This window comes from Providencia sp. Je.9.19 (assembly GCF_051129765.1).
Lineage (GTDB): Bacteria > Pseudomonadota > Gammaproteobacteria > Enterobacterales > Enterobacteriaceae > Providencia.
In genome coordinates this window covers 1735737-1759135 of the sequence record NZ_JBCPSS010000001.1, presented here as the reverse complement: position 1 = coordinate 1759135, position 23399 = coordinate 1735737, and the positions used below count along the sequence as shown (strand labels likewise).

General features: G+C 42.1%; 39 protein-coding genes and 1 pseudogene. 37 read left to right on the top strand and 3 right to left on the bottom strand.

The genetic code is table 11. The features are described 5' to 3' along the window. From AAZR93_RS08120 to lysC, 10 genes are all read left to right on the top strand, one after another. Positions 1-282, top strand: a complete 282-nt coding sequence (locus AAZR93_RS08120; RefSeq protein ID WP_434719484.1) for a hypothetical protein — start codon at positions 1-3, stop codon at positions 280-282. A 9-nt stretch (positions 283-291) separates the two neighbouring features. Beyond that, positions 292-738, top strand: a complete 447-nt coding sequence (locus AAZR93_RS08115; RefSeq protein ID WP_434719483.1) for a recombination protein NinB — start codon at positions 292-294, stop codon at positions 736-738. 707 nt (positions 739-1445) lie between these two features. Next, a complete protein-coding gene (locus AAZR93_RS08110; protein ID WP_434719482.1) occupies positions 1446-1748 on the top strand; it encodes a hypothetical protein in 303 nt (100 codons plus the stop codon). Next, positions 1748-2341: a recombination protein NinG gene (locus tag AAZR93_RS08105; protein ID WP_434719481.1), complete on the top strand. Its 594-nt coding sequence runs from the start codon at positions 1748-1750 to the stop codon at positions 2339-2341. The genes AAZR93_RS08110 and AAZR93_RS08105 overlap by 1 nt, the downstream gene beginning before the upstream one ends. Beyond that, positions 2331-2531: a hypothetical protein gene (locus AAZR93_RS08100; protein ID WP_434719480.1), complete on the top strand. Its 201-nt coding sequence runs from the start codon at positions 2331-2333 to the stop codon at positions 2529-2531. The genes AAZR93_RS08105 and AAZR93_RS08100 overlap by 11 nt, the downstream gene beginning before the upstream one ends. Continuing rightward, complete coding sequence (locus AAZR93_RS08095) at positions 2528-3115, top strand: hypothetical protein (protein ID WP_434719479.1); 588 nt, start codon at positions 2528-2530, stop codon at positions 3113-3115. Before AAZR93_RS08100 ends, AAZR93_RS08095 begins: the two co-directional genes overlap by 4 nt. Positions 3116-3609: 494 nt before the next feature. Beyond that, the gene (locus tag AAZR93_RS08090) at positions 3610-3945 is read left to right on the top strand and encodes a phage holin, lambda family (RefSeq protein WP_434719478.1); all 336 of its coding nucleotides are present in this window, start codon (positions 3610-3612) and stop codon (positions 3943-3945) included. Next, entirely contained in the window at positions 3942-4274 is a 333-nt protein-coding gene (locus tag AAZR93_RS08085) for a M15 family metallopeptidase (RefSeq protein WP_434719477.1), read from the top strand. The genes AAZR93_RS08090 and AAZR93_RS08085 overlap by 4 nt, the downstream gene beginning before the upstream one ends. A 1-nt stretch (position 4275) precedes the next feature. After that, complete coding sequence (locus AAZR93_RS08080; RefSeq protein WP_434719660.1) at positions 4276-4623, top strand: hypothetical protein; 348 nt, start codon at positions 4276-4278, stop codon at positions 4621-4623. Further along, positions 4559-4810, top strand: coding sequence for an Rz1-like lysis system protein LysC (gene lysC / locus AAZR93_RS08075; RefSeq protein ID WP_434719476.1), 252 nt, complete (start codon positions 4559-4561; stop codon positions 4808-4810). The genes AAZR93_RS08080 and lysC overlap by 65 nt, the downstream gene beginning before the upstream one ends. Before the next feature lie 3 nt (positions 4811-4813). Here the strand turns inward: lysC and AAZR93_RS08070 are convergent, their stop codons facing one another. Continuing rightward, positions 4814-5026, bottom strand: a complete 213-nt coding sequence (locus AAZR93_RS08070; RefSeq protein WP_434719475.1) for a KTSC domain-containing protein — start codon at positions 5024-5026, stop codon at positions 4814-4816. A 565-nt stretch (positions 5027-5591) separates the two neighbouring features. Here AAZR93_RS08070 and AAZR93_RS08065 point away from each other — a divergent pair. From AAZR93_RS08065 to AAZR93_RS07970, 20 genes are all read left to right on the top strand, one after another. Beyond that, positions 5592-6131 carry a Rha family transcriptional regulator gene (locus tag AAZR93_RS08065; protein ID WP_210846710.1) on the top strand — a complete coding sequence of 180 codons (540 nt, stop codon included), beginning with the start codon at positions 5592-5594 and terminating at the stop codon, positions 6129-6131. 10 nt (positions 6132-6141) lie between these two features. Further along, complete coding sequence (locus AAZR93_RS08060) at positions 6142-6375, top strand: hypothetical protein (protein WP_434719474.1); 234 nt, start codon at positions 6142-6144, stop codon at positions 6373-6375. 64 nt (positions 6376-6439) lie between these two features. Further along, positions 6440-6679, top strand: a complete 240-nt coding sequence (locus tag AAZR93_RS08055; RefSeq protein WP_434719473.1) for a hypothetical protein — start codon at positions 6440-6442, stop codon at positions 6677-6679. A gap of 63 nt (positions 6680-6742) precedes the next feature. After that, on the top strand, positions 6743-7003 hold the full coding sequence (locus AAZR93_RS08050) for a DUF2560 family protein (RefSeq protein WP_196733022.1): 261 nt from the start codon (positions 6743-6745) through the stop codon (positions 7001-7003). Positions 7004-7142: 139 nt separating this feature from the next. Then, a complete protein-coding gene (locus AAZR93_RS08045; RefSeq protein WP_434719472.1) occupies positions 7143-7595 on the top strand; it encodes a ubiquitin carboxyl-hydrolase in 453 nt (150 codons plus the stop codon). Then, positions 7579-9063 carry a DNA-packaging protein gene (locus AAZR93_RS08040; protein WP_434719471.1) on the top strand — a complete coding sequence of 495 codons (1485 nt, stop codon included), beginning with the start codon at positions 7579-7581 and terminating at the stop codon, positions 9061-9063. Before AAZR93_RS08045 ends, AAZR93_RS08040 begins: the two co-directional genes overlap by 17 nt. A gap of 3 nt (positions 9064-9066) precedes the next feature. Beyond that, positions 9067-10437 carry an anti-CBASS protein Acb1 family protein gene (locus AAZR93_RS08035; protein WP_434719470.1) on the top strand — a complete coding sequence of 457 codons (1371 nt, stop codon included), beginning with the start codon at positions 9067-9069 and terminating at the stop codon, positions 10435-10437. Beyond that, positions 10373-11302: a phage minor head protein gene (locus AAZR93_RS08030; protein ID WP_434719469.1), complete on the top strand. Its 930-nt coding sequence runs from the start codon at positions 10373-10375 to the stop codon at positions 11300-11302. Before AAZR93_RS08035 ends, AAZR93_RS08030 begins: the two co-directional genes overlap by 65 nt. A gap of 2 nt (positions 11303-11304) precedes the next feature. Then, on the top strand, positions 11305-12579 hold the full coding sequence (locus AAZR93_RS08025) for a hypothetical protein (protein WP_434719468.1): 1275 nt from the start codon (positions 11305-11307) through the stop codon (positions 12577-12579). Next, positions 12579-13016, top strand: coding sequence for a phage cement protein (locus AAZR93_RS08020; protein WP_434719467.1), 438 nt, complete (start codon positions 12579-12581; stop codon positions 13014-13016). The genes AAZR93_RS08025 and AAZR93_RS08020 overlap by 1 nt, the downstream gene beginning before the upstream one ends. A 15-nt stretch (positions 13017-13031) precedes the next feature. Further along, positions 13032-14126: a major capsid protein gene (locus AAZR93_RS08015; protein ID WP_434719466.1), complete on the top strand. Its 1095-nt coding sequence runs from the start codon at positions 13032-13034 to the stop codon at positions 14124-14126. A gap of 10 nt (positions 14127-14136) precedes the next feature. Further along, a complete protein-coding gene (locus AAZR93_RS08010; RefSeq protein ID WP_434719465.1) occupies positions 14137-14394 on the top strand; it encodes a hypothetical protein in 258 nt (85 codons plus the stop codon). 56 nt (positions 14395-14450) lie between these two features. After that, positions 14451-14852 (top strand): DUF7370 family protein, encoded by a 402-nt coding sequence (locus AAZR93_RS08005; RefSeq protein WP_141173681.1) that lies wholly within the window; start codon positions 14451-14453, stop codon positions 14850-14852. Then, on the top strand, positions 14849-15214 hold the full coding sequence (locus AAZR93_RS08000; RefSeq protein ID WP_434719464.1) for a hypothetical protein: 366 nt from the start codon (positions 14849-14851) through the stop codon (positions 15212-15214). Before AAZR93_RS08005 ends, AAZR93_RS08000 begins: the two co-directional genes overlap by 4 nt. A gap of 2 nt (positions 15215-15216) precedes the next feature. Next, entirely contained in the window at positions 15217-15657 is a 441-nt protein-coding gene (locus tag AAZR93_RS07995) for a hypothetical protein (RefSeq protein ID WP_434719463.1), read from the top strand. Then, a complete protein-coding gene (locus tag AAZR93_RS07990; protein WP_068445045.1) occupies positions 15654-16031 on the top strand; it encodes a phage tail termination protein in 378 nt (125 codons plus the stop codon). The genes AAZR93_RS07995 and AAZR93_RS07990 overlap by 4 nt, the downstream gene beginning before the upstream one ends. 14 nt (positions 16032-16045) lie before the next feature. Then, a complete protein-coding gene (locus tag AAZR93_RS07985) occupies positions 16046-16774 on the top strand; it encodes an immunoglobulin domain-containing protein (RefSeq protein WP_434719462.1) in 729 nt (242 codons plus the stop codon). 33 nt (positions 16775-16807) lie between these two features. Continuing rightward, entirely contained in the window at positions 16808-17449 is a 642-nt protein-coding gene (locus AAZR93_RS07980) for a DUF6246 family protein (RefSeq protein ID WP_434719461.1), read from the top strand. Between the two features lie 3 nt (positions 17450-17452). Beyond that, positions 17453-17638, top strand: a complete 186-nt coding sequence (locus AAZR93_RS07975; RefSeq protein ID WP_434719460.1) for a ClpX C4-type zinc finger protein — start codon at positions 17453-17455, stop codon at positions 17636-17638. A 1-nt stretch (position 17639) separates the two neighbouring features. Then, a complete protein-coding gene (locus tag AAZR93_RS07970) occupies positions 17640-17957 on the top strand; it encodes a hypothetical protein (RefSeq protein WP_434719459.1) in 318 nt (105 codons plus the stop codon). Here AAZR93_RS07970 and AAZR93_RS07965 read toward each other — a convergent pair. After that, positions 17947-18192 carry an Arc family DNA-binding protein gene (locus AAZR93_RS07965; protein WP_126459766.1) on the bottom strand — a complete coding sequence of 82 codons (246 nt, stop codon included), beginning with the start codon at positions 18190-18192 and terminating at the stop codon, positions 17947-17949. The genes AAZR93_RS07970 and AAZR93_RS07965 overlap by 11 nt on opposite strands. Positions 18193-18408: 216 nt before the next feature. Between AAZR93_RS07965 and AAZR93_RS07960 the strand changes: the two genes are divergently transcribed. Continuing rightward, positions 18409-19431, top strand: a complete 1023-nt coding sequence (locus tag AAZR93_RS07960) for a hypothetical protein (RefSeq protein WP_434719458.1) — start codon at positions 18409-18411, stop codon at positions 19429-19431. 201 nt (positions 19432-19632) lie between these two features. Continuing rightward, entirely contained in the window at positions 19633-20031 is a 399-nt protein-coding gene (locus AAZR93_RS07955; protein WP_434719457.1) for a hypothetical protein, read from the top strand. Positions 20032-20099: 68 nt separating this feature from the next. Here the strand turns inward: AAZR93_RS07955 and AAZR93_RS07950 are convergent, their stop codons facing one another. Then, on the bottom strand, positions 20100-20918 hold the full coding sequence (locus tag AAZR93_RS07950) for a LexA family protein (protein ID WP_434719456.1): 819 nt from the start codon (positions 20916-20918) through the stop codon (positions 20100-20102). 79 nt (positions 20919-20997) lie between these two features. Between AAZR93_RS07950 and AAZR93_RS07945 the strand changes: the two genes are divergently transcribed. The 5 genes and pseudogenes from AAZR93_RS07945 to AAZR93_RS07925 all read left to right on the top strand — a co-directional run bounded on the left by AAZR93_RS07945 (position 20998) and on the right by AAZR93_RS07925 (position 23329). Continuing rightward, entirely contained in the window at positions 20998-21171 is a 174-nt protein-coding gene (locus AAZR93_RS07945) for a hypothetical protein (RefSeq protein ID WP_434719455.1), read from the top strand. Between the two features lie 66 nt (positions 21172-21237). Then, positions 21238-21579: pseudogene (locus tag AAZR93_RS07940) on the top strand (BRO-N domain-containing protein); the annotation flags it as partial. 103 nt (positions 21580-21682) lie between these two features. Then, on the top strand, positions 21683-21970 hold the full coding sequence (locus AAZR93_RS07935) for a hypothetical protein (protein ID WP_434719454.1): 288 nt from the start codon (positions 21683-21685) through the stop codon (positions 21968-21970). 66 nt (positions 21971-22036) lie between these two features. After that, positions 22037-22831 (top strand): Rha family transcriptional regulator, encoded by a 795-nt coding sequence (locus AAZR93_RS07930; protein ID WP_434719453.1) that lies wholly within the window; start codon positions 22037-22039, stop codon positions 22829-22831. 198 nt (positions 22832-23029) lie between these two features. Beyond that, positions 23030-23329: a hypothetical protein gene (locus tag AAZR93_RS07925; RefSeq protein ID WP_434719452.1), complete on the top strand. Its 300-nt coding sequence runs from the start codon at positions 23030-23032 to the stop codon at positions 23327-23329. The last annotated feature ends 70 nt before the right edge of the window (positions 23330-23399 follow it).

The window sequence follows — 23399 nt, the reverse complement described above, 5'->3', positions numbered from 1 at the left end:
GTGAGTGATAAAATACCCGCAATAACAAATCCACTAGGAAAGCATTGGAAGCAGCCAAACCCTAGTAATATCGTCATTGACGAAACTCACGCAATGATGGGTAGTTCAGATTATGAATTGCTAGCCGATTACTCATGCTCAGTGCCATCAGGCGTTTATGTTGGAAAGATGTGGAAAGCAGTAGCTCCAAGCGGCAAAGCCTTTCTTCGTTGGTTCGGCATAGTGCCAGAGCGCGATGATGTATGCAGTAATAACCAGCGAGAAATATTGATAGTTGATTAGGAGGTTAACTTGGAGAAAGCCACAAAGTTTCTTCTAAGAAATAAACGAATACGAGATAACCTGATAGCAGCACTAAACGCCTTACCCCTCAACGAAGAATTACCCTTAGAAGTAAAAATCTCAGAATCCAGCCGAACGCTACCGCAGAACGACATGTTCCATGCGCTATGTGGTGATGTATCAAAGCAAATGACACTCAATAATGAACCACTGAAATTATGGCAGTGGAAGAATGTATTTGTGTCTGGTCACTGGATGGTTACGACAGGGGCGAAAGAGTCACCGTTGATTCAGGGTATCGAAGGTGAGCTATTAAACATACGTGAGAGCACATCTCAAATGGGCAAGAAGCGCATGAGTAGCTTAATTGAATACTCGACAGCTTGGGCGGTAGAAAGTGGCGTGAAACTGCGTACAACTCGTTATGAATATAACTACTACGGTCACAGGGAATAACTCAAGGAGCAGCAAGAGCGATGAATACATTTGATTACTTACATTTAGTGCTTATTCCAGTAGCTAAAAACTTTAAAGCAGATAGACCAATGAACGATGGTCTTTACGTGACAATTCATCACGCAAAGTCTTGCAGAGTTAAATTCATGAGTAAGCGCATTGAAAGGAATTGGCAGAAATTTTGCGCAGAGCATGAGTTAAAGAACGATAACTCACTGGAATACTGATAGGGAGATTAAATGAGTATCATATCAAAAATGGCAATCGCTATGGCGTCACTAGCATCACAGAACGCTTTATGGGCTATCAATCGTAACAGCTATTGGTACAGCTACCCCACATCAACTAAACGCATCACAGGTCACGCAAAGATAAACCGAGCAGCCAAGAAGCGGAGGGAGAGAAAGTGAGTAGGTGGAAGAAATTAAAGCAGAACTGGAAGAGCTATCTAATCGCTTACTCCGTAACTACGTTATGGATTTTGTTTGTACTCCCGTTTTATGGATTGATTATTTTACTAGCACAAATCTTTTCATGGATAGGTGATTTTTTCTGGAGCCTAGATTCTAGATATAGGTCAGTGCTTAAAATCGTTGATAAGTGGTTAATAAAAGTAACTAAATTAAGGAATTGTGATGATTAGAACCCGACACGTAATTCTATTCTTTTCGATTGTTACTTTAGCGATGGGATTTATGGGGGCATAGATGGCGCTTTATGAGGCAGGAAAGCTAGCCTTAGTTATTTCATCTCCAAATACATCGGAAATTGGTCGCTGCGTCACGCTCACCAGAAGGCTACATGATGGGGAGTACTTCAAAGCTACAGACGGTTCTGAGTATCGATGCGATAACGCAACAGAAACATATCAGTGGCTAGTCAGTGGGGATGTTTCGATTTATTTGGATGGCAAATTTAGTGGCATGAGTGTGTTTTCTGAAAGTGAGTTAATGTTGCTCGATGATGGCGAGAAAGAGTGTCAGCGAGTTCATGTGAAGGAGTTTATTTAATGGCTAACCAAAGACGACGGCGCTGTAAAATATGTAGAGAGTGGTTTCATCCCAAGTATGACAATATCGAGTGGTGCAGCCCAGAACATGGAGCAGAATTAGGAATTAAGCGAAGGCAAAAGGATTATGAAAAGGCACAGGCTAAACTCAAAAAGGAACAAAGAGAAAAAGAAGTAAAAGCCCGCGATAAACTTAAAGTTAGAAAGTTAGCAGTAAAACCCCTCAAATACTTCACCCAGCAAGCTCAGAACGCATTTAACGCCTTCATTAGATACAGAGACCGAAACGAGCCTTGCATCTCCTGTGAGCGATTTCACGACGGTCAATATCACGCTGGACATTACCGAACAACGGGAGCCAATCCAGAACTTAGATTCAATGAGGACAATACTCATAAGCAATGCGCCCCATGTAACAACCACCTTTCCGGAAATATCGAAAAATACACCCCCAATCTGATAGAGAAAATCGGACAGGAGCGATTCGATATTTTGATGGGATTTCATGAGCTACCCAAGTGGAAACGTGAGGACTACGAGCGAATACGTGACGACTACCGGAAGAAACTGAAGGAGCTGAAAGATGTTCACTGACATATCAGCGGCAATTGAAGAGGCTAGATATCTAAAGTCAGAATTCAAATTTAACTATGCAGTCGTTCAGCTTAAAGGTGCAGAGCTAAAAATTGAAACTGATAACAGGGCTAACAAATACCCAAGGCTAGGCGTCATGTTCACCACTAAAAGCGATAGGTATCACACAGTATTGCCGGAGGTAAGATGAGAAAGGCTTCATTTGAACAAATAGCTTATTTCAGAACTGAAAAGGAAATGAGAAAAAAGCTTTTCGGATCACTTCCAAAGCTCAGCCCATCAGAAAGGCCATGGACTAGATACATGCTGACTATTTGGGGTAGAAATCATCGAGGGGATGAATCACCAGATGGCCTAAATATAAATGTCATTGGTAGACTTATGACTAGGGATGAATGGGACGATGGTTCAGCTACCTTAATTAGAGCTACTTTCGATAACTGCCGAAGAATGGGATATACAGGCAATGAGTTACTTGAAAAGGTAAAAGAAATTGTAGCACCTAATCAATCAATACTCGGCGCACTTAGCCTCGCCAAAGAAAAAGATGACGCCGAATTTGTTGAAAAGTGTATTAATGTAATTTTACCAATTAGCAATCCGCTTCGGGATGTAGTTATTAAACGCTATAAGCAGTGCAAAAGCTCGCAAAATGTTTTAGAGGAGCTTTCCAGAAAGACAGGCATAGACCTAGACTCTGCAAAGCGTCGCGTTAGATGGGCTTGTGCAATGATAGAAGACGCTATTCATCCTATAATTAGCGACTCAAAGTAGTATTATTTTCTATTTAAAATATCAATAGGAGAAATATGTTGCATTCTGCGCCTAAATAGTATACTGTTTGTGTCATGCTCGGTCGTGAAAGCAAAGAGCAGGTAACAAGGCAAAAGAGGCGGCGCTTGTTATCGATACCGTCTAGTTGGTCACTTCGTCTATTTGGACTGGGATTCCAACCGCATCGGCTGAAAGGTCGATTGACACTACGGAAAGACGTGTAGCCTTGGTGGTAAGGCGTCATGAGAAGCTGGGGAGCGTCAGCTTTAAACCATCCATGAACCGCTCAACAATTTAGAGCCTCACTTCGGTGGGGCTTTTTGCTTTCCAACTCTCCGGAATTTCCGGATAGTTCACATTCAAGAGGGCGCCTAGTGCGGCCTTTTTCGTATACGCCGCCACAGAATTCTAATCACACACACTTAATTGACGCATAGAGATTGTGCGCGGCTATCTATTAACTTTAATCACGGAACACTCCGCAGGGGGTGAGTATGCGCATGCCTGATAAAAATACTGAGTTCTGGGTGCAGGTCTGGGACTGGATAACAATAAATGCGCCACTCATCGCTGGCGTGTTGTTAGCCGCCATGACCGCGCTTACACGAGAGAAACGAGATGGGGCAGGATGGAAGTCATCACTAGCTGAGGCTTTTATATGTGCCTGTATCAGTATTGGGATTATTACCGCACTGGAATATGCAAAGTTGCCAATTAGCCTTGCTCAATTTTGTGGTGTCTTTATCGGATTCTTAGGTACCAAGAAAATAGGGGCGATTGTCGAGGCGGTAATGACATTCTTTAAAAACAAATTTGGAGTTAGCAAATGACATTAGGTGAAAAACAACGCAAGTTTACTCGTATGGTTGCTGATTTGATTATCTTCGCATACGACAAAGGCTATGAGTTGACATTCTCAGAAGCATACAGAACACCAGAGCAAGCGGCGTTAAATGCTAAATCGGGTGCCGGCATTAAAAACAGCCTACACACTCAGCGATTGGCGGTGGATTTCAATCTGTTTAAAGATGGCAAATACCTAACCGCATCAAGTGACCATAAATTACTTGGCGAATATTGGGAATCTATCGGCGGTACGTGGGGCGGTCGATTCAATGACGGCAATCATTACTCGTTAGAGCACAATGGCGTGAAGTGATATGAGCGAGGTAACCAAAGAGTTATTAAAAATACTGATAAAGTATTTAATTGCCTTCATTCCAATACTTGTTGCGCTCTTTTTCATTTATCAAAACTCAAAGTTAGAACGTGAAATTAAATCGTTGAATGGCGAACTGTCACAGCAACGCCTCATATCTGATAACGCCTACACCTTAATATCTATCTTTGACCGTATCTCTGGAGCAACCATAGATGCTAAACAACAAAACACACTGGACGCACAGACAACCAAGAAAGACGTCAAAACTATTCTTGTGGATAATGACTGCGCTCCCGTTACTGCTCCTGATAGCCTTATTAACAGGATGCGGCAATACAAAGACTGAATATGTATTAGCGCCTCACGTCCCCACTCCTGCAAGCCTACTAGCTGATTGCCCGATACCAGATATCCCTGACAAAATGACGTGGGGTGATATCGCTGAATATAACATTGAGCTGATGTCGGTAATTAAGGCGTGTAACTTGGACAAGAAAGCAATACGGGAAATTGAACAACAACGGCGGCAATAAAAGCTAACTCATTTTAACTGAGTCATACTTATTAACAATACGACGATCTATGTATTTTTGTGGCGCATAAGAGGTTATTAGCCTTTGATATATTATAAAAGGAACGTCTGCATATTTATCTGTGCTTGCGTGGTGATAGCCAATGTAGAGAGTTTTAGTCTCATGGTTGTAGGCAGCTGAATGAACAGTAGGTGAGTTTATATATGACTTATGCATTTGAATCAATCCAATAAAAATAGCCAATTAGGGGGCTATAAATGAGGGTTATAAATTTCATCGTTACAAGTTAATTGTCGACATCATTTAAGAAAGCTTTAACGTAAGTTCGAGCCTCTGAGAAATCAGGACTTTTTAATAATAAAAAAATAGCCCCTGGTGTTGAGGCTTGAAAAGGAAAATATCTTTGCTGTGTGCATCTTAAGGACGGCACTAATTCTATACAGAGTTTATTCAATTAGTTACATGGTAGTTAAAAATAAGTTTAATTATGTAAATTTATTTATCTTCCAATGAATCAGAGGCTTTTTAATAGGTGTAATTATCCCACCATTTAAGGGGGTGATCGCTATCTTGACTGCTAGGAACAGACTAGAAGTGGCTTAGCAGTGTATCGCTAGGCTGCGAAATCTACGCATTTCACCGCTCATTCACAGAGCAATTCTAAAACGTCGAATCCAATCACTTTGATATGAGCCTTCGAGGAAGTCAGTTATAGCTGGCGAGCTTCGACGGGCTGATTTTCTATGTGAACGAGGGTTCATTTCAAATGTAGGTAATACGTATGAATAATTTAATGGTAGTTAATGGTATTGATTTTCGTGAGCTTGTATTTCTAAGTGGCTCGAATGCAGAAACAGATACATTCAAGGTGGCTTTAGCATTTAAGAAGAGTCACAAGGATGTATTGAGAAAGGCAAGGTCAGTCATTAAGTCGTGCTCGCCTAGTTTTGCAGAGCGCAATTTTACGCTTTGCCATGAAAACAATAACTTACAGAACGGCAAGCCTCAACCATTTTACAAGATGACTCGTGATGGTTGGATGATGCTAGTAATGGGCTTTACTGGAGATGAGGCTGTAAAGCTTAAAGAAGCATTCATCAATGCATTTAACTGGATGGCTGATGTTATTACCAAAAATATCCGCACCATGGAACAAGAGAGAAACGAAGTGATTCTTGAATTCATGAAAGAGAAAGATGTGGCTAGCATGTCAGGCCGATTACTAAATCGATGGGGTAGGGTTAAAAAACCACAACTTCTTAATCGCATCGCTGAGATTGAAGAAAAAGGCCAGTTACGATTACCTGAATTCAACGCATAAGGATATCACCATGAAAATAAATACAAGTGGACTAACGACAGGTCAATCTTTCGCAATTTTAGCTATATGCATCATCGCAACCCTATCAGTAAGTTTCTTCTTGTCATGGTGCTTGCTGCATATTTGGAATTGGTTTGCTGATTCAGCAGGGTTCGATTTGGCAATAAGTATTAACTGGGGAACCGTGGTTGGATTATCAGTAATTCTGTGGGTTCTTAAATCGATATTTGGCAAGAAGGAATAGGTCGCTCAGTGGCCTTTTTTATGATGAAATAGCGCAAATTAATTTAACCAATGAGGTGCAAGTAATGAGTGAGCAAGACGATTCAATTAAGCGCTTACCGTGGACTGGTGCTGCATTGAAAGTAGCGCTGGTAATGACAGTAGAAACAATGAAGCTAACACCAGAGGAAGCGGAAAGGCAGAACATTACTGTAGTAGTTGGCCCATTCGCTAGACCATACAGAGAGATAATGGCAATAGCCGAAGAGTATGTTGAAAGGGAAATTCCTAAATCAATGCGCGATATGCCATTAGATATTAAATAAACAACAAGAATTCACAATGACCCGCCTAGTGCGGGTTTTTTATTACCTAAAGAAAGGCAATTTATGACTACTGAACTAACAGCAAAAGAGAAAATCCGCTTAGGTTTACTTAAGCTAACAGGCAATAACACTACGGCGACGGCTAAGGCCATTAAGCTAATTAACGATGTACAGCTTGAGTATGAGTTATTCACATTACTCTGGAACACTAATTCAAGCATGAACAGCAACGGGGACGGCGATACGGTGACTAAAGTAGACACTGTTTATCAACGTGTTCAAGAAGCTAAGAAAACGTTATTCAACGATGAAGTAGCAGAATAACCAATTTATAAAATTCTACAAACGTCATTCATAGAGTGGCGTTAATAGAGATTTATATAAGTTTGTGACGGCAAAGGTATCACTGATTGCCGATGGTATATAAACATAACCAGTTAATTGTTCTGATTGAGGTTAAATAATGGCGACTAAAACAAAAATGGGTCGTCCTTCTGATTATTTACCAGAGGTGGCGGACGATATATGCGCATTGCTCGCTAATGGTGAAAGCTTAAGAAAAATATGCAAGCGACAGGGTATGCCAGCAATACGAACGGTGATGTATTGGCTGCAGAAACACGATGACTTTATGCAACAGTACGTGCGCGCGCGCGAGGGTCAGGCTGAATCTCTACTTGAGGAAATACTTGAGATTGCTGATGACTGTTCGCCAGACCCTGCTGCGGTAGCAAAGGCTAAGTTACAAGTGGACGCTCGCAAATGGTACATAACTAAAGTGGCACCAAAAAAATATGGAGACAAAACAACCACCGAGCTTACAGGGAAAAACGGTGGGCCTATAGAAACCGCAACGCTAACAAAAGAAGAATACAGGAACGCTCGACAGGAGATGTTAAATGAGGACGACTGTTGAGCAAAGAAACTTTGCACGTAAATTAGAGTGTGAAGAGGACGGGTTATACTTCTCTCGATACTTCTTCAAGCAACGCACTGGCGGTAAGATGATTGTCGCACCTCATCACCATGCAATACAGAACGCGCTTGATAGGGTTATTAGTGGCGAAATTACACGGCTAATAATCAATGTTCCTCCTGGTTATACAAAAACAGAACTTGCAACTATCAACATGATGGGGCGAGGGATGGCAATAAATAACCGCGCCCGTTTCATGCACCTCTCATACTCACATAACTTGGCATTACTTAACTCATCGACAACTCGCAGCATGGTTAAGTCACAAGCGTTTCAATCTATGTGGCCAATGACTTTGCGCGATGATGCTGACAGTAAGGCCATGTGGTGGAATGAGTTTGGCGGTGGTGTGTATGCTTCATCAGCCGCAGGTCAGGTAACAGGCTTTCGAGCGGGTCACATGGAGTCAGGCTGGCAAGGCGCATTGGTTATCGATGACCCAGTTAAGCCCGATGATGCATACAGTGAGACTGTTCGTGACGGTGTAAATAATCGCTTTAACGAGACAATAAAATCACGATTGGCTATCGAAACTACTCCGATGATTGTGATTATGCAGCGTATTCATTACCACGATTTAAGCGGCTATCTATTGCGCGGTGGCTCTGGTGAGAAGTGGCATCACCTTTACTTACCCGTAGTCATTGATAATTCACAATCGTATCAAGAGTTATTCCCTGAAAACACTCACTCTATACCCATAGAGCATGGCCTCGATGATGGCTGGTTGTGGGAATTCAAGCACAATGAATCACACAGAACGGCTTTAGAGTCACACCGCAGAACATTTGAAGCGCAGTATATGCAGCGACCTCGCAGATTTAATGAGGAAGGCGCGCTGTGGAATGAGCAGATGATTAATGCGGCTCGTGAGCTGAATATCATAGAGCCATTAGCTCGAACGGTAGTAGCCATTGACCCGCAAGCGACAAATTCAGATGAGAGTGACGAAAGCGGAATTGCAGTGGCTAGCGCATACGGTGGTGGTGATAAACGTCAATTCACTGTCGATGGTGATTACAGCGGCAAATACTCTCCGAATGGTTGGGCGACAAAAGCGATATGGGCCTATGAGCATCATAAGGCTGACGCGATAGTCATTGAAACTAACCAAGGTGGCGATATGGCTGAAGATACGCTGAAGAATGCAGGTTTCAAAGGTCGTATCATTCGCATCCATGCCAGTAAGGGCAAGTTTGCCAGAGCTGAGCCAATATCAGCCTTATATGCACAGGGTAGAGTTGGACACAGAGGTAACTTATTCACACTGGAAAACCAGATGATGGAATACGTACCGCAAACAGCCAAGAAGTCACCCGATAGGATGGACGCCACAGTTTATGCTCTGACTGAGCTTAGTGAGCCTGCCGCAATCGGAATGATGATCCCCAAACGGTTACTGAGGTAACACATGACCGACAAATTACAATTAGCCGTCAATCACGCAATGAATGACGCGATATCTCGTGCTCGTATGGCTATGGCTAATCCGACTATGGGGATTGACGCCAAGCGCACATCAGCATGGTGCGAGTATGGATTTAAGCAAACACTAACATTTGATGATTTATATAATTTATTTCGCCGTGGCGGTATCGCTTATGGGGGAGTAACAAAGTTAAACGGACATTGTTGGAAAACATCACCACAGGTTATTGAAGGTGATAAAGCCGATAAATCGAAGAAAGAAACTGGATGGGAAGCTAGCCTTAAGAAGTTGGTGACTAAGCGCATATGGAGAGAGTTTAAAGAAGCCGATCAGCGTCGATTGGTTGGTCGATACTCAGGATTGATATTACATATCAATGATGGCAGTAAGTGGCATGAGCCAGTGAAAACATCGAAGCTTCTAAAAAAGGTAACGCCTGCGTGGGCTAGCGCGATTAAGCCTACTGGGTGGGTGACTGATATCAACTCACTTGATTATGGTCAGCCCAAGCTGTGGCAATACACAGAGTCGCTACCTAATGGTGGCACTAGAAATATTAACATCCATCCTGATCGCGTGTTCATTCTAGGTGATTATTCAATTGATGCTATCGGATTTCTTGAGCCAGCTTATAACGCATTTGTGAGCCTTGAAAAAGTTGAAGGCGGTTCTGGTGAGTCGTTTCTTAAAAATGCAGCCCGTCAAATGAACATCAACTTTGACAAAGAAATCAATTTTAGCAACTTAGCTTCGATGTACGGAGTAAGCGTTGAAGATTTGCAAGGAAAATTCAATGAAGCCGCCGCGGAGATAAACCGAGGCAACGACACGCTATTAACTACGCAAGGCGCAAGCATTACTCAACTAGTTAGTCCGGTTTCAGATCCAACCCCTACATACACAGTCAACTTACAAACAGCTGCGGCAGCTCTCGATATCCCATCCAAAATACTTGTTGGCATGCAGACGGGAGAAAGAGCTAGCACTGAAGATCAGAAATACTTCAATTCACGCTGTCAGTCACGCAGGGAAAGCGAACTCTCATTCGAGATAGAGGACTTCATTGACCACCTAACTAGAATAAAGGTGCTAGAGCCTATTCCTGAGAAAACGGTTATTTGGGATGACTTAAACGAGCAATCAGCCACTGAGAAACTCGATAGTGGTGAAAAGATGAGCCGTATAAATCAAACATCACTAGCAACTGGTGAGCCTGTATTTACTGTTGAGGAAATCAGGACGGCGGCAGGGTATGAGAACGAAAGTGATGAACCGTTAGGTGAATTGGATGAAGATACAAAAGATAAGGACCGCGATAAGGGCAGGAACGAAAGCCGATCCGACAGCGGTTGATAAATTAGAGCGTGGAGCAATGAAAGCATTTGCAAAGCGCATGAAAAAAGTATCGCAAGGCTACATACAGCTACTCAATAGAATCCCATCCGAGCCTGTAGTTAATAAAAAATACCAATTCGACCTAGACCCTAACTATCTTTCAATCATCTTGAGAGACGGTGAGCTCATGGTCGATGAAGTGTTATTGCAGGGTGGCGAATTCAATAACTTCTTTTTCAATGAGTACGTCAGCACAGCATATGAGCGAGGAACGGCGCAAGAGTATGCAAACTTAGCGCAGCAATCGACGGCATACGCAGCAACACAGCAAAGCGTGGCAACGGTATTACTCAGTGAGCCTTATCAGCTTCGGATGGCATTAGTTCGTGCTCGTGTGTTTGAGGAAATGAAAGGGCTGTCAGCACAAGTCAAGGCAGATATGGCGCGTATTCTTACCGATGGCATAGCGAGGGGGCTGAATCCTCGTGAGGTAGCTAGAAATCTGAATGAGCAATCAGGTATCGAAATTCGCCGTGCTAATCGAGTGGCCAGAACGGAAATCACAACGGCATTACGCAGGGCAAGAATGGATGAAGCTGATGAGGCTAGCGAAGCTCTCAATCTTGAAACTCGACAGGTCCACATATCCGCGCTTAGCCCAACAACTCGACCTAATCATGCATCACGACACGGCAAAATATTTACCACTGATGAACAGCGTGATTGGTGGGCTAGAGATGGAAACTCAATCAACTGTAAGTGCTCGACGGTGACTATTCTGACCGACAAAGAAGGCAGGCCGTACAACGATACGTTACTCAATAAACTGAAAGAGGAAAAAGAAGCCATGAAAGAACGTGGTTACCAATGGGCGGAGGAATAACGATGCCGATTCAAGTAAACGTTACGACCAAAGTTAACAGCGCATCAATCAGGCGTGAAACCTATAACGGCCGTGAGCACATCATCATCCCAAGCTACACACTGCCAGCAAACGTCATCATGAATGGCGGCTTATATCCAAACACAGAAATCGATGCTCATTACAGAGGCCTAGAAGGCACTCTCGCGCCACTTGGTCACCCAACGGTAAATGGTGAGTTCGTATCTGCTTTATCGGCCGAGGGCATTAATCAGGGGCATATAGGGGCATGGAATCGTAATGTTGCGAAAGTCGGCAATCGGATTTATGTCGAAAAGTGGATTGATGTAAACAAGGCAAAAGAATCTGAAGGTGGGCGCGAAGTGTTGGCAAGAGTGGAAGCGCTGGAAAGCGGCGAAAGCTCAGAGCCAATTCATACCAGTGTGGCTGTTTTCTTGGAGCAGCTCGAAGCTAACGAAGAGCAGAAAGTACAAGGTTATAACTGGATTGCAAAAATTCACAGTATGGACCATGACGCAATATTACTTCATGAATCTGGTGCAGCAACACCAACTCAAGGCGTTGGAATGATGGTAAACGCTGACCAAGCAACCGAGATGCAAATTAACAACGGTGCGCTTACTGGCGAAACTTATCGCGAGAAAGAACATAAGTTAACGATGGCAGCTCGCAAGCAGTTTGCTGCTGGTGACGAATATGTATGGGTTTCTGATTTCACTGATACGCACGCAGTCATCATGGTGGATAACGGTACAGCTAAATTACACTCCTACACTAACGAAAATGGAGTTATCACATTTGACATTCAAGGTGAAGAAGTAGAGCGCCAAGAGTCATGGGTCAAAGTGGTAACAAATAAACTTAAATCGGTATTCAGTAAACCGCAGGCAAGCCCTGCAATCAACAATAGCACGGAGGGCGACATGCCTTTAACTAAAGAAGATTTAGACCAACTAAGCACTATCATTGGCAACGCGATTGCCGCAAACAATGAGAGTGTAATTAACCCAATCAAAGAAACTCTCAGTGAAATTAAAACGAATCAATCGCAATTATCAGAAAGCTTAACCGCTAACCAACGCGCTGAAGAAACAGAAATGCGCAAAGAGGTAGCGGCTAAATATGGCGAAGTGGTTGCAAATTCACTACAAGGCCAAGCGTTAATCGATATGCACAAGCAACTTGGTGAAACGGCATCATTGGCTGGTAATTCTGGCACGCAACAGGAACAAATTGGCGCCCCAAACCCAGCGGAATACTTTAAAGGAGCTCAATAATGGCTACTAATCGTTACCGCCGTGTAAATCTCGACGGCAAATCAATCACGGAAACACGCGCAGCAAAGGCTAATGTGTTGCCCGGGACTTTCGTAGTTATTGATGCAAATGATGAGTTTGCACAAGCGACAGCGTTAACAGGTCGCATCTACATTACCAATCCAGCATACCACCAAGGGCTGACAATTCGTGATGCTATTCCTGCTGGCGATTCCGCTGTCGGTGAGTATGTAGAAGAGGGGCGAGAGCTTGCTTTATTGGTTCCTGCTGGCACTTACAAAAAAGACTCACCGATTAAATTTGGTGCAGATGGTCAAGGTGCTTTAGCAACTGCTGATACCGACTCGGTTATTGGCTACAGCCAAGATGAAGTAACTTTGTCTAGCGCGGATTTCATTCGGGTTCGCTTCCGTGTTGGCACTGTTGCCTCTGCATAATTAAAAGGAAAAACTATGTTTTATACTGCTGAAACTTTAGCAACAAATAGCCGACTGCAACGTCAGTGGGAAGGATTGTGGGCGACACGTAATATTTACAACACGCAGCATAATCTGATGATTAACCAGTATCAGAACGTGATGGACGGTGAAACGCTAGCGGCAAACCAAGTTGGCGGCTTCACTCGTGAATTTTGGGCTGAAATTGACCGTAACATTATCCAGCTCCGCGACCAAGAAACAGGCATGGAAATCGTTAATGATCTAATGGGCCTGCAAACAGTATTGCCGATTGGTAAGACTGCTAAGCTGTACAATGTGGTTGGTGATATTGCTGACGATGTATCAATCAGTATCGATGGTCAAGCGCCATACTCACATGACCACACTGAATACGGTTCAGATGGTGATCCAATTCCAGTATTCACGGCTGGTTATGGTGTTAACTGGCGTCATGCGGCAGGTCTAAGCACTGTGGGAATCGACTTAGTATTAGATTCTCAAACTGCAAAGATGCGCCAATTCAATAAGAAGATTGTTAATTACTTCCTGAATGGTGATGACAAAATCAGTGTCGATGGTTACAAAGGCCAAGGCATGAAAAATCACCGCAACACAGCAAAAATCGATTTAGGCGCATCTGGTGCAAACATCGACTTAACTACTGCTGATTTACCAGCGTTGTTAGCGTTTTTTGGTTTCAAAGGTGCATTTGGTCAAACCGCTTTCAATAACAAAGTAGATTTCTACGATGTTATGTGGGTGAGCTACGAAGCATGGGGTAATCTGATTAAGCCTACAGTGGTTGCGGTTGGCGCAGGTGCTGGTAATAGCGTAGTGAATGGTCGCGTTATTGATACCTTGCTGCCATATGCAGGTGTGAAAGAAATTCGCCCAACTTATGCGCTTAAAGGTTCTGAGTTCATCGCGTATCAGCGCCGCAAAGATGTAGTAACTCCGTTAGTCGGTATGGCAACAGGTGTCGTTCCTAAGCCTCGCTTTATGCCGCAGGATAACTACAACTTCCAAATCATGAGCGCAGCAGGTCTGCAAATTACTCGTGATGGTGAAGGCAAGTCAGGTGTGGTTTACGGTGCGAAACTGAGCTAAGGAGATAAGAATGGCTAAGTATGAAGTTATTATCCCTTGGTTCGGTGTAACCGTCGGGCAAGTAGTTGAGCTTGAAGAATTGCATCCAGTGTTAAAGCCAAATGTGCGCTTGCTGTCAGATGAAGCGAGTGCGGCATTACCACCGTCGGTTGAGCAGACTAAAAAGCTAACCAAGAAAGAGGTAATCGAAAAACTCACAGAATTAAGTATCGAGTTTGATGAAAAAGCCAAGGTCAATGAGCTAATAGCTCTGCTTCCAGAAGAATAGCCGCGAAAGCGGTTTTTTTATGCCCTCGAAAGGGGGCTTTGCTTTGTGAGGTAATCATGATCACAAAAGAGCAAGCCAAAGAATATCTGACGGGGCAGGGAATAGAGTTACCTGATTTTATTCTCGACGCATTGATTGAGCAGGTCGGTAGTATTCAGGAATGCCTTGATAAGCATTACCCAGCTGCGACAGCGCTATTGATTCAGATGTATTTACTTGCGCTCATGGCACTTGGTCAAGGTGATAAGTATATCAGCTCACAATCAGCTCCCAACGGTGCGTCACGGTCATTTCGGTATCAATCCTTTGGTGATAGATGGAAAGCGGCTACATCGCTTCTACGTGGCTTAGATAAGTACGGATGCGCTAATGGTCTAATCCCATCTGACCCGACTCAAACGGCGCATGCTGGATTGTGGATAGCTAAAGGTGGGTGTATGTGCGGAGGTGGTCGATGAGCACTACGGCTAACTGGTCATATACCTCACTCGCAACAATCTACCCTGTAATCTACGGCGGTCGTTATGGTGATGAGATAACCTATGGCACACCTTATCTTATCGACTGCACATGGCAATCTAGCAATGAAGTTGTGAAAGACGATATGGGTAAAGAGTTCGTCACCAATAACGTTTTTTACACTGAGTTGAAGCGTGACGGCGTGGATGTACAAAAGCCAGAGCGAGGTTTCTACATTGCCAAAGGCGATACCACTTCTCAATCTGACCCGAGAGTCGCAGGAGCTGACATTATCATCACGGTTAAAGAAGATGATATGAGCTTTTTTGGTGAAGAGTTCGATTATGAGATAAGGACTTAACTATGGGTGTGAAAGTAAAAGGCATCCAGAGTGTTAGGGCTAATATCAACAGCACATTGCAGCTAATTGCAACTCAAACGACAGCGAGGGTAATGCAGGAAATATCAATTACTGGCGCTGCTCATGCTGCGCTACTAACTCCAATCGACACTTCCAACCTTATCAACAGCCAGTATCGGCAGCTAAGCAAAATATCCAGTGGATATGAAGCTAGGGTGGGCTACTCCGCTAATTATGCTGCTGCGGTTAGTCAGATGAAAGGCAAGCTTAAAGGTCAGCCAAGAGAGGATTTTGGTAAAACTCGAAGTGGTATTTCTTTCGGTGGCGGCACAGGTAAAGGTAATTATTGGGACCCGAACGCAGAGCCTGATTTCTTGCGTAAAGGTTTTGAAAACGCAGCACCTGAAATACAGGAAATCATTAAACGGGGCTACAAAATATGAAGCCTAGTGATATCTATCAAGCGATACGCGATTGGCTCACGGAGAATAACTTTGATGATGGCTTTAAGGTACAAGAACGCTTTTGGCGTGATGGTGCTCAGTTAGATAAATTCATTGTTATTCAGCGAATGGGCGGCAGTAATCCAGAGGAAGCGTTAGTCCGAGATTCTTACAGATTAATTCTCATTTCTGCTGATGGTGGAAGCCAGAAAGAATTAGAAGATTTAGCGTTTAGTATTAGAGATGCATTAATTCGTGATCACAAAATCGGCTGTATGACCTACGTTGAGCCAATCGGCAGTATCAATCAATCAATGAGCGACAGAAACCGCTTAATCCTCGAAATTAATTTCAACACAATAATCTCACGATAACGGAGTAAATAAACATGGCAGGATGTGAATCAGGTGCATTCACAGGCCGCGACGTGGTTGTATTTTATGCAATTGGTTGCCCTGAGAATAAACCTTCACCAACTGAATACGGACGCCTCGGTATGATGCGCGGCAAGTCGTCTGCTACCGAATGGGAAACCGTCGACGCAACGGGCGATATGTCACCACAAAATACGCAGGAAAGTTTGGTTTCGTATAAAAACGTCACTTTCTCTGGTGATGGTGTATCACGCAAAGAGGCCTTATACGGTCAGAAAGAACTAAAACGACACGTTAACAATCCTGAAAGTACATCAGGTCAGCCTTATGTATGGTTCAAAATTATCAGCCCTATCGATATCACTGAAGGCTGCTTTTTGGTAACGAGCTGGAGTGATGAATATCCGCATGATGATGTAGCGACTTGGTCTATTGAAGCTAATAGCGCAGGTGGCGTTGATATTCGTGATATTCCAGACGAAATCATCATCACTAAGCAGCCAGTAGACCAGACTTTAACGGTTGGCCAAACACTAAACCTTTCTGTTGAAGCTAAATCAACTGATGGCTCGACTCTGACTTATCAGTGGAAGAAAGGTAATAGCAATGTTACTGGCGGTACTGCTGCAATGTATACCAAGCAATCAACAGTTGTAGGTGATGCAGGGGAATATACTTGCGTCATTACTTCAACTTCTGCGGGTAGCGTTACTTCAAGTCAGGCAACAGTCACCATTTCTTAATCTAAGGGGCGCAAGCCCCTCTATTGAGGTCTCATGCAAGTAATAACGGATATAGGGCAGATAGCGGTTGTTGTCGATGGTAAGTCATACCATTTAATACCGTCATTCTCAGCAATGGCTAGGCTGTCTCAGGATTCAAGCACGCGATTGACTGATATTTTCGTCACAGTATATGGAGGTCGTTTCTCCAGTTTGAAAGACCCTAAATTAGCTAAGAATGCAGAGGCTATCTGCTTTGCTAACATGGTCATGGATTGCAAAGAGGTGATAGAAAAGTGCTGTAACGAAAAAGTCAGTGCGTTAATTGGCAATCTCAGCGTCAACCGTAAAGGCTGGTTAAGCTATCGAGAAGGGCGCTTGAAGTTACAGGATATCATCACTCTTGCCCGTCACCTTATGCGTCACGGAATCATGGGCGACCAAAAGCCTGATGAAGACGAAGAACCACAGGGTAAATTCACAAACGAGTTCGACCCGCGCGTCTATGTCTATCTTGCCGTAGCCCATTTGGGCATTAGCGAACAAGAAGCATGGGGAATGACAATGACAGGTTTCCGCGCTGCTATGGAAGCTAAATTTCCCCGCAGCGAGAAAGATAAAATCCCATCCAATAAGCGGTATGAAGAAGCTATGGATTGGGCTGATAAAATTATTATGCGTGATAATGCGAGGTAGTATATGGCTGAGTTAAAATGTAATTTCTGTGGGCGAAGTCAAACTAAAGTACCAATTCTTATTTTAGCTAAAGACGATTCCGGTGGTATTTGTAGCACTTGCGTTGGTGATTGCGTACAGACTATGGGAATGATAATCAAAGAAAGTAAGACTACGTTTCATCTGCCGACAGAAGAAAAAGAGGGTTGATATGAGAGAGCCAAAACCAACAACAAAACCCGTTCCGTCGTCAGATATTCAACATGTTAATATTCCTGTTGACTATGTGGCGAACAGCATAAGCGTGCTAATTTCAGTGTGTAAACATTACAGCTTGCTTGATGATACTGTCAATATCCAGATAACCAAAGATATGGACGGCGACTTAATTATCATAGCAACCGCCAAAGGTAAAAATTTAGATGAGATATCATCAATGAATGATTACCTTTTTGAGCGGCTATATGAGAGAGATGTAGATCTAAGTGGTATGGTCGTATTTTTTGAACCTGATGCCACTACTTCTTAATCCCTAATTTTTCCTTAACGACATCCATCTCTCGTTCAAGCTGAAATATGCGCTCAGCCGCATCAGATATTGTTAATACTTCAACATGAGAATTACGCATTATCCAGTATTCGATAGCTGCGACCATTTCCTGATTGGCTGACCGATTATTAAACTCAGCTAACTCTTGAATTCTATCTTTTAAATCAGTCGGTAATCTGAGGTTAACCTGCGGATGCTTATATTTTCTTTCCATGCCACCTATCCTCAAAAACTCTCATTCTAGATAGGTGTTTTTTAGGTATCAATGCGTACCAAGTAGGTATCATTGTATATGTATACAGTAGTTTGGGTGGGTATAAATAAAAATTAAGCGCATGGTGTAATCTGGAGCATGTGATTAATTGAGTTTAAATTATTTTTGTAATGAATTAACATCCATAAATACAATATCGTTAATCAAAAACTTACTATGAATAATAATGCAAAAAAATTTTCCTTGTCTAGGTTGTTTGAGTTGTGGGATTTACATGCGGTAGCTATCCTCCCTTTATCTGGTATATTTTTCTTGTTTTTAGGTCAGGTGATGATTGCTTATGATGTGTGGGTTAAATTCTTTACCATGGTCTCAAGCCTTGGAATGGCTCTGCTCGGCGGCTCATTATTCCTTGCTATAACCAAAACATCACAATACACAAAATTTTTCCAAGACCGTATTTACGATGTTTTTTATTCCCCGCAAAAAAGCGTCCCGAAAGATTTGCTAGTTAGCAAATGGAAGACACTAACGCACTTTTTACTACAAAGAACAGCTGGTGATCTTCATAAAGATGTGGCCAATGAAATACTTAAAAGATATTTTAACGACGACATTCATTATTATTTTCAAGAAACAACTGAAATATATGACATAACGCTAGAAAGTGATCTAAGGACAGCAAGAATTAAAAAAAGGGTTATCCATAGGGTTGTAATCAACAACAATAGAGAAGACGCTAATATAATCCATAAAATTGTTTATAGAACACAGTCTGATTTAAAGGCAATTTATGTGGACAATGAAATTGTAGATATAAGCAACTGCGTTGAAAGGGAAAACATAAAGATTAATGGAGAGGACTTTATCTTCGCTACTGTCACAATCAATCTAAAAAATGATCGGAAATCCAAGATACTGGAAAGGTATTACGAAAAAACGCAAGATATCATTAACGACCCGCTTACTATTGTAAATAATAGTAAATTCATACAGCATTTAACAGTAAGACACAAAGCCACTAATTGTGACGTAAAGATAGTTCCGACAGGTTCAGTAGGGAGCCCCAAGTCACGTCCAGATAAATACATTGATGCAGATGGGTACACAAGAGTGATAATATCTCCAATTGAAGGTTTGACCCTTCCCGGAGAAGGTTATATATTATTTATAGCTCCACAAAAAGAGCCTGAACTTAATCTCATACATGAAGATAGTGATGAAACTAGCACAACATAAGGATGACATGATGAAATTGAATAATTTACTGTGTGATTCTACTGAAATCATCTAGTTCTAACTTGGATACTGCCAAGCAGCTGCGGTAAACACCCAAGATACTAATGGTATCAACTAACCCACTCCGGTGGGTTTTTTATTGCCTTAAACTCACGCGCAAAGTACATTTCAATCATGTGATTAAATTAAAGGTGATTTGATATGCCTACTAAGATTCTATATTTGCTCTGTATTTCACTATTAGTATTACTTTCGTTTGTGTTGGGGGCTTCTGTTAATATACATGGTAAAGCTCCTAGCATCATTGATGAGGCTAAGCTAACCGTATCTAATTTCATGTATCAACCAAAGGCAGCAGATTTTAAAAATGTGGCATTTTACGCAAGTGGCACTAGCATGAAAAACAAGTCTATAGGCAATGTTTGCGGTGAAGTATTTACATTTAAAGACGACGTGCCCTACAGGCATCAAAGATTCATAGTTCAAGTTGCAGAAGGCATGAGCGGTGAAAGTATCTTCTCTTTCCCTTTGTTTGATTTTGAAGGTGAAATGATGCCTGAAGAAGAGTTCCAGAAAATTTGGGATGTTAGATGCAAGTGATTTAATCACCTTGCTGACATGGCCTACTTTCGAGTAGGTTTTTTATTGCCCGTCCTTGGGCTGGTTGGTTATTTCTTACTGAGTAGCTGTTCTAGCATAGACTCTATTTTGTCTAGCCTTTCAGAAATACTGTCATTTGTGGATTCAGTTTCTTGCTTTCTAGCCTTATCGCTGATGTTTTCCATAAAGTCGGATATCATCCCGCTTCTGGATAGCATAATCACATCTGGCGAGAGTTCGTGCCTTGATTCTATTGCTACCCCGATTATAGATATGTTTTTACCAGCTAAGATGTTCATATAGCTTGGGTTTAAAGGGTGTAAGTAATACTCACCTTGGTCTATTATCAATTGCTTAAATGTTACATCATCACTTGATTCAATTTTACATAGAACAAAATCACCGCTACAGACATCTGATTCTGGGTCGAATATTACTGTGCATCCCGCAGGGAAGCTTATTGTTGAATTAGATTGCATGGAGTCACCATCTAACTTGACAGCAAAGGCTGAATCAGGCGCAAGCCTTGGAGCAGGAATATAATCATATCCAACAATATCATCACCACTAGAAAGGTTGGCGGCTTGAACAAAGGTGATAACAGGAATCAATGGCAGAGTTATAGTTGATCTGACCCTTGCTATATCAGGAGCCTCTCCAACGCCAGAAGCTAACCATTCAGGAGTGGTTCCAAGGGCGGCAGCTAAATTATTCAACGCATTAATGCGAGGGCGAGCCTCACCACCTTCATAAGCTGCAATTTGTCTTGTTACAACTCCTACCTTTTTTGCTAATTCAGATTGAGTTAGGCCTAGTGCGTTTCTTGCTGCGGCAACTCTTCGAGGAAAACTATCGTTAAAGTTCATGAATGCACACCTAAAAATCATTGACTCATTTTGAATTTTGAGTATGATGATAATTCATCAATGAGTATATTAAATTCAATAACACATAATGGAGTGAATAATGAAGCAAAAATCAGCTAAGAGCAAGCAGATTAGTTACCGTCTACGTCCAGAGGTAGAGGAGTTTTTAGAAAGTTACGCTGCTAGAACGCATCGTTCTATACAAGGAATGTTGGATACTATTATGGATAGCGTGATCGACAAGGAACAGAAAGGTGAAAGTATTATTCAATAAAAAGCCCCAATTGCACGAACAATTGAGGCTAGTTGCCAAGTAAACCCTTAGACAGGAATAAGTGACATGAACATTGTAACTAAAACAGATTTAACTTTCCAGAACTTCACATTCAACCCAATAGTTGAAGATAGTCAAGTGTGGTTAACATCAACTGAAATTGCGCACGTATTAGGGTATAGCCGCACAGATAACGTAAGCAAGCTCTATGCGCGTAATGCTGATGAGTTTACAGACTCTATGACAATGACCGTCAATATGACGTTCAATGGGATAAACAATAGCTTACGTAACAAAACGGTCAGAGTTTACTCACTTCGTGGTGCTCACCTGATCGCAATGTTTTCTAACACTCCAGTGGCAAAGCAGTTTCGTAAATGGGTGTTGGATATTTTAGATCGCGAGGTTGAGTTAGGTAATCCATTCACCAGTATTTAATTATCACTACCCAATTGAATCAGCTGATGTTCATAACCGTAAGTTTGATAACGCATGGTTAACGCCTAGCAGCTTGATTGACAACGAAAACCCTGCGCCAGAGCTTGATTTGATAGAGCAATTAGAGCGTGATGGTTTTGATGTAACAGGTGCAAAGGTTCGTATTCATGCATTACATAACAGCGCTAAACAAGCAGTGCAAATTGAAGAGCTGTTTGTGGACACAAAGAAAATGCTACACCGATTGAAAGATAGCTTTGATGTAGGCTCAAGACTAGGAGGTGCAAACGTAGTATTTGAAGGAAAAGACAAAGGAGTGATGATTAGTGGTAACAAGAAAAGAAATATCGGATGTCATTAAAACAGAAAAGCCAGCAGGTGCGAACTGTTGGCTATTTCCCAAATCAATCCATAAAGGAAGATTTAAATGAACGAATTAACATTAGCATCAAATGAAACAAATGTCACTATGTCCAGCCGCGAGATTGCGGAGCTGACAGGAAAGACTCATCATCACGTGGTTCGTGACATCGAAAAAATGTTAAGTGAACTAGGTTTTAATTATCCAAGCACGGATGATTATGTTTCCAAAGAGTTTTTTATCAAACGTAAAAATTATAAAGGTCGTTCTGTTATCGATGAAATAGGGCTAGACCAAGATATTACAATGACGTTGATGACCGGATACAGTGTGCCGTTGCGCCATAAAGTATCAAAACGCTGGAGAGAGCTTGAAACAGGAAAAGTAACGCCAATGGCTGCGCTGAATGACCCTGAATTCTTACGCTCAACATTGCTCACGTATTCAGAAAAGGTTATCGCACTCGAATACACTAATAAAGAACTGAGTAACAAAGTTGAATGCATGTCTAACCTGTTTAAAGAAGGCATGACGCCAACACAGTTCTGCAAAATGCTTAATGGTGTAAATACTCAACAAGTTCAAATGTGGTTGGCAGAACGCAATTGGTTATATAACGAAAGTAAGTCAGGTAAAAATGTTCGCTGGCGTGTAGCTTCATATGCTCGTGATAAGTATATGACTGAAAATCAGAGTGAAATCAATCCTCATGGGTACGAGCCATTCATTAAATATCAGCCTGTGTTATTGAAGAAGGGTGATAAGCGTATTTATGACCTTTATCTTGCAGGTGAGTTACCAATGAAAAAGAATTGGGATGGATTATTTACTCACGATAAAGAATTAAAGGCCGCAGCCTAACCCACACATAGCCCAAGGATGGGCTAGATAGCGGTGAAATACTTTTACCGCTCAATATTTAAACTACGAATTTATCGTAATTAACTCACGTCACGTAAAACTTTTACGCCACGCCTCTTAATTGAGGTCTTTTGCTTTGTTTTGCACACACCTCGGGCTATCATAAATTAAATTAATAAAAACTGATGGGATGGTGAGATGAAAAGAATATTAGCTGTGGCTGTTGGTTTGTTATTTGGTGCTTCTGTATACGCAAATAACGAATGTAATGATGAAGTATGCGTTGTAAATCAATGGAAAGAATTTGTATGTGCAAAGTCTGATAATGCGAAGCAATGTAGTGAGAATATCAGCCAGATAATCAAAGCTTCCCATTATCAGGGGGCGCTAGCTCTATATTGTAAAGAAAAGAAAGAGAGTGGCGATCTAGAAAAGGATCATGAGTTAGCAAGCAAGTGTGAGATATCCGAAAGATTTCTAGTGGACACAACTCAGTAAACTTTATTTAAATTAATTTAGAGACCCTGCCAATTGGCGGGGTTTTTTGTTTTAGCTAATAGCCCTGTCA